Annotated in this window: 5 protein-coding genes; all 5 read right to left on the minus strand. The window is 69.3% G+C overall.

The annotated features are described in order from the left end of the window. Positions 1 to 86 precede the first annotated feature (86 nt). Entirely contained in the window at positions 87 to 1,262 is a 1,176-nt protein-coding gene (locus AOK03_RS33300) for a 3-deoxy-7-phosphoheptulonate synthase (protein ID WP_055569111.1), read from the minus strand. A 31-nt stretch (positions 1,263 to 1,293) separates the two neighbouring features. Then, positions 1,294 to 1,782, minus strand: a complete 489-nt coding sequence (locus tag AOK03_RS33305; RefSeq protein ID WP_055569112.1) for a PhzA/PhzB family protein — start codon at positions 1,780 to 1,782, stop codon at positions 1,294 to 1,296. 292 nt (positions 1,783 to 2,074) lie between these two features. Then, positions 2,075 to 2,989 carry an aromatic prenyltransferase gene (locus tag AOK03_RS33310; RefSeq protein WP_055569113.1) on the minus strand — a complete coding sequence of 305 codons (915 nt, stop codon included), beginning with the start codon at positions 2,987 to 2,989 and terminating at the stop codon, positions 2,075 to 2,077. Positions 2,990 to 3,097: 108 nt separating this feature from the next. Further along, a complete protein-coding gene (locus AOK03_RS33315) occupies positions 3,098 to 4,171 on the minus strand; it encodes a methyltransferase (RefSeq protein ID WP_244177848.1) in 1,074 nt (357 codons plus the stop codon). Positions 4,172 to 4,314: 143 nt separating this feature from the next. Continuing rightward, the gene (locus AOK03_RS33320; RefSeq protein ID WP_244177849.1) at positions 4,315 to 5,220 is read right to left on the minus strand and encodes an aromatic prenyltransferase; all 906 of its coding nucleotides are present in this window, start codon (positions 5,218 to 5,220) and stop codon (positions 4,315 to 4,317) included. Positions 5,221 to 5,390: the final 170 nt, after the last annotated feature.

Raw genomic sequence — 5,390 nt, forward strand, 5'->3', positions numbered from 1 at the left:
GGGGTAGGGGCTGATGGGGGGTATGCCGGTCATGGTGGAGTCCTCGAACTTGTTGCGGGGCTGGCTGCGGGCGGTCGCCGGTGGGGTCAGGCGGGCCAGGCGTTGACGGCGGTCTGGGCCTGGGCGGGGTTGAGGCGCGGGTCGCAGCAGGAGGTGTAGCGCTCTCCGACGCGGTCCAGGTCGGCCTCGCTGCTCGCGCACTCGGTGACGTCGTCGGGGGTGGTCTCCAGGTGCAGGCCGCCCGCGATGCCGCCGGCGCCCTGGACGGCCTTGGCGAATCCGGTGATCTCCCGGGCGACGGTGTCGACCATGCGGGTCTTGTAGCCGCCGGGGGCGGTGACGGTGTTGCCGTGCACCGGGTCGCTGAGCCAGATCGCGGGGTGGCCGGCCTCGCGGACCGCCTCCACCAGGCGCGGCAGTTTCTCGGCGACCTTGTCGGCGCCCATGCGGGCGATGAGGGTGAGGCGGCCCGGGTCGCGCCAGGGGTCCAGCCGCTCGCACAGCGCGAGCAGTTCCTCGGGTTCCATGGAGGGGCCGACCTTGCACGCCACCGGGTTGCTGACCTGGGACAGGAGCGCGACGTGGGCGCCCTCGACCTGGCGGGTGCGCTCGCCGATCCAGGGCCAGTGGGTGGAGCCCAGGAACAGGCGGCCCTTGTCGTCCATGCGCAGCATGGGCGTCTCGTAGTCCAGCAGCAGCGCTTCGTGGCTGGTCCACACCAGCGGCTCGACGACCTCGCGGCCGGCCGCCCGGTCGCGCCAGCCCAGGTGCTCCAGGATGTCTCCGGCGGCCATGTAGCCGGTCAGGATCCGCAGCGGGTCGGGGCGGCGGCTCTCGGCGTCCGGTTCGGGGCCGTTGACCATGTGGCCGCGGAAGACGGGCAGTTCGACGCCGTCGACGATCTCGGTGGGCTTGGAGCGCGGCTTGGCGAACTGGCCCGCGATGCGGCCCACGCGCAGCACCGGCTTGCCGGTGATCAGGCCGAGCGAGCCGGCCAGCAGGTCGAGCAGGGCGGCCTTGCGGGCCACGTAGTTCGGCGTGCATTCCTGGGGGTCCTCGGCGCAGTCGCCGGACTGCAGGACCATCGCCTCGCCCCGGGCGACCTTGCCCAGCAGGGTGCGCAGGGTGGCCAGGTCGTCGCCCTGGACCAGCGGCGGGCGGGAGGCCAGGGCCTCGCCCACCCGGTTCAGCTGTGAAAGGTCGCTCCATTCGGGTTGCTGCAAAGCCCCGCGGATACGAATCTCCCGTATAACGTCTTCCATGACGTACTCCGATCCAGCGGTGAAGTGATACTCAGGTGGGAATTCCGGTGCGCTTGATCTCCGGTACCGGAATACCGAGCGCACGGAGCTGCTGGAAGGGATTCATGAACTCGCGATTACGCTTGATCTTCCCGTTGTCCAGTTCGAACGAGTGCAGGAAGTGGTTCTCGTAGTAGCCCTCGGGGTAATCACCGAAGAGGATCTTCCCGCGGCCGTCGCATTCCACCCAGAAGTGGTTCGGGTCCTGCGTCTCGAAAATCTGGATGTTGTACCACTCCCAGTCCGGGAAGCAGCCCAGCGACCACACCGCGTGCTCGCCGAGGCGGTCCCGGCCGACCGTTTCCACCGGGGATCCGGTGTCGGTGGTCCACAGTCCGCCGCGGCCGTCCTCGGTGAACAGCTCGTGCCGGCGCAGCCGGTCCTGCCCGAGGGTGTGCATGTACTGCTCGACCGTGGCCCGGTTGATCCGGCGCAGCTCGGCCGCGTCGGTGAATCCCTGACCCGGGACGGATTCGGACATGGTTGTCCCCTTCGCGTTTAGTGAGTAGTGGGGCGGGATTCCGCGATAGACGCGGGAATCCCCTCCGTCGGCGTGAGCGATCTTGCCCGATTCCACAGAGCAAATCAACACCGTTTCGACGGTACACTAATGAACATGGTGTAACGTTCAACTTTAATGAGGGCATGGTGGTGCACGCACCGGTGAAAACAATGCGGAATGCCCCCCGGAACGGGATGGGACCGGGTGCGGCACAGAAATTGCCTGAGCTCGGCACAAGCCGGGCTCAGGCAATTCACAAGTGGATCTGTGTTCAGAGTTTTCCGTTGTGCACCGCGCTGATCACCTTGCGCATCAGCGGTGAGAGCTGGAAGTAGGGGCCGAGGTTCAGGTACTCCCCCTCGGGCGCCCACTTCACGGCCGCAATGACGATGGGCTCGCCCTCGTAGGCGCGCGGCGCCTCGTCCACGAACCGCTGGACCCGGGCGGTGACGGGCACCGGCAGCGCCTCGGGGTCCCAGCCGCGGGCGGGCGGCGGGGCGTAGCAGATCCGCTCGACGGCCGCGGAGTCCCAGCTGAGCGTGGTGTAGATCCGGAAGGAGCGCCGGGCGAAGGCCAGCATCGCCTCGTCGGGGGCGGGCAGGCCGAGCTCGCGGTGCAGGGACAGGATGGTCTGCGGCGCCCGGCTCTCCTCGGAGAGCCGGGTGAAGTACAGGTTGACCGTCCGGCGCGGATAGTCGATCCCGATCATCGCGACCTCGCTCAGGCCGTGCCGGGCGAACAGGTCCAGGCTCCGGGCCAGGGCGGGCGGCATGCCGGGCAGGTCGGCGAGCTTGGCCACCGGCTGCACGTCCTGCGGGAAGTGCGCGTAGATCTTGTTGAAGCCGCCGACGACGCCGCCGTCGACGAGGTACTCGCTGATGGTGCACCGGTCCTGGAGGTCCGCGAGCAGCCGGTCGACCGGGTGTCCGGCCGGGGTGATGAAGCCGTGCGCCACCGCGGTGGCGTACGGGTCCCCGCTGCGGGTGGGCACCGTGACGGTGAAGTCCAGTTCCACCGGGGCGTCCTGACGGGTCGACACGCTGTAGACGACCCCGGCCTCGGCCAGCCCGTCGGCGTACGCGGCCAGGATCGGCCGGACCGTGTCGGCCGAGCAGGGCACCCCGGCCAGCCGGGCCGACCGCTCGATGGCCGAGTACACCTCTTCGATCCCCGTGACTGGGGGCATGGGTCCTCCATGGGCCGGTTGGCGCGGGTGCGGCAGGGAGCGGTGCCGGCCGCCGTCGCGGACGGCGGCCGGTCGGCCGGGGCAGGCAGGCCAGGCGGGTCGGCCGGGTCAGGCGACCTTGGTCGCGGACAGGATGGCCTGGACGGGGATGACGTCGTTGGGCACCTCGGCGGGGTTCTTGGTGATGGCCTTGGTGACCTTGAACCCGCACTCCTCCAGCCAGCTCTGGTAGGTGGAGATCTTCTGCGGGCCGCCCTGGCCCATGGTGCAGCCGATGAAGAAGGCCGGGAAGAAGTCGACGTTGTAGTTGTCGGTGTCGCGGATGTCCTCGGGATAGACCGGCACCATGATGTGGACCTGGCCGCCGACCTCCAGGGAGCGGTGGACGCCGTTGAGGATGGTGAAGACGTCGTCCTTGTCGAACATGTCCAGGAAGTGCTTGATCAGCACGGTGTCGAAGCCCTGGGGGATCTCGTCGAAGACGTTGCCGCCGATGAAGGAGCAGTGCTCGGCGACCCCGTGCTTCTTGAAGTTCTCCAGGCAGGTGCCCTCCTTCTCCGGCAGGTCGAAGGTGGTCACCTTCAGCCCCGGGGAGGCCTTGTGCTCGTAGGTGTGGATCGCCCCGAGGCCGGTGTTGCCGGCCACGTCGAGCACCTGGGCGCCGGCGGGCACGTCGATGTTGGAGAAGAACCAGGGGTCGATGTTGGCGGTGACGTTGTTCATCAGCGTCAGCCAGGCGTCGTTGAGGTCGCTGTGGTCGGCCACCGCGTCGTACAGGGTGCCCTCGTCGGTGCCGTAGAGCTCCTTGAGGCCGACGATCTTGCCGGTGCGCACGCTGTCGGTGAGGTAGAAGAGCTGCCGCAGCGCCACCACCTTGATCATGTTCATGTAGGTGAGGGCGCGCTTGAGGTCGCGCTCGGCGACCTCGGCCAGCGCGTCCAGGCGGTAGCCGCCGGAGTCCTCGTCCTGGGCGACGAAGCCCTCCTTGACCATGAGGAACAGCAGCTGCTCCACGGCGTCGGGCTTGGCGCCGACGGCCTCGCCGAGCTCGGCCGCGGTCAGGCCGGGCGCCGCGCGCAGCTCGTCGACGATGCCGAGCTCGAAGACGGACAGCAGGCTCATGAACCGCGAGGGGCCGACCATGTACTCGCGAAAGCGCGCGAGGGTGGCTTCAGTAGTCATTGCGGCTGATCCCTTTCGATGTGGGTGTGCTCCGCCGGCGCGGGCCGCCGACAAGGACCGGCGCCCTGCGGGCGGGCGCTCGGGGAAGGGCCGTGGACGGCCGCGGGCGGGCCGGGCTGCGCCACGGGTGGGGCGGGTGCCGGCTAGGAAGAGCGCCCGCCGACGTACGAAAGGTTCAGCCGGCTGTCGGTGCGCCACTGGTAGTACGACTGGAGCTTGTAGTACTCCTCGCCGCTGGAGGTGACCGCGGCGTAGACCATCTTGGGGGTGTCGGTGCCGTAGGGGACGGTCTTGAGGAACTGCTCGACCTTGGAGCCGAGCCGGGCGGCGAGCTCCAGCGGGTTCTCGGTCTTCACGCTGTAGGCGATCCGCTCCACCTTCTGCGAGTCCCAGTTCAAGGTGGCGTAGACGCCGAAGGCCTTCTTGCAGAAGTCGAGCATCTGCTCGCTGGGGTCGGGCAGGCCGATCTCCCGGTGCATCGCCAGGACGGTCTCGGGGGCGACGACGTCGGAGGAGGCCGCGAAGTACACGTTCATCGTGCGGCTGGCGTAGTCGATGCCGATCAGGTCCACCTGGTCGGCCAGGCCGTAGCGGGCGAAGAAGGACTCGGTCCCGGCCAGGCTGGGCGGCATGGAGGGGATCTCGGCCAGGTGCGACAGCGTCTCGTGCCGGCCGCCGGGGAAGTACACCCAGATCTTCTTGAAGCCGCCCAGGACGCCGAAGTCGACGCCGTAGCTGTCCACGGCGCAGTGCTTTTGCACCTCGGCGAGCAGCGACTCGATGGGGTGGCCGCTCTGGGTGGTGAGCCCCTTGTCCACGGCGACGGCGTACGGGTCGATGCCGCCGGGGACGGTGAAGCGGCAGTCGAACTCGCCCTCGTGGCGTGCGTTGGTGGCCACCCGGAAGGCGATCACGGCGCCCGGCAGGACGTCTTCGTAGGCGGCCAGGATGGGCCACACCTGCTCGCGTGCGCAGGCCACGTCCAGCAGCCCGGCGGATTCCTCGACGGCAGCGTAGACACCTGCCAGATCGGCGGTTCCCGACATCATTCCTCCAGAGATGGTTTACGGCGCCTGTGGGAGCGCGGCACATTGCGGGGCGGCGCACCGGGGGCCCGGGGGTCGGCTGCGCCCCGGGGCGCCGGGCGTTCTGCGGCTGGTGCACGGCGTGCGCGGGGGCGGGGCGCGCCGGGTCGGGGCGGGCGCGGGAGGTCCGGCGC

The organism is Streptomyces atriruber, from assembly GCF_001418325.1.
Lineage (GTDB): Bacteria > Actinomycetota > Actinomycetes > Streptomycetales > Streptomycetaceae > Streptomyces > Streptomyces atriruber.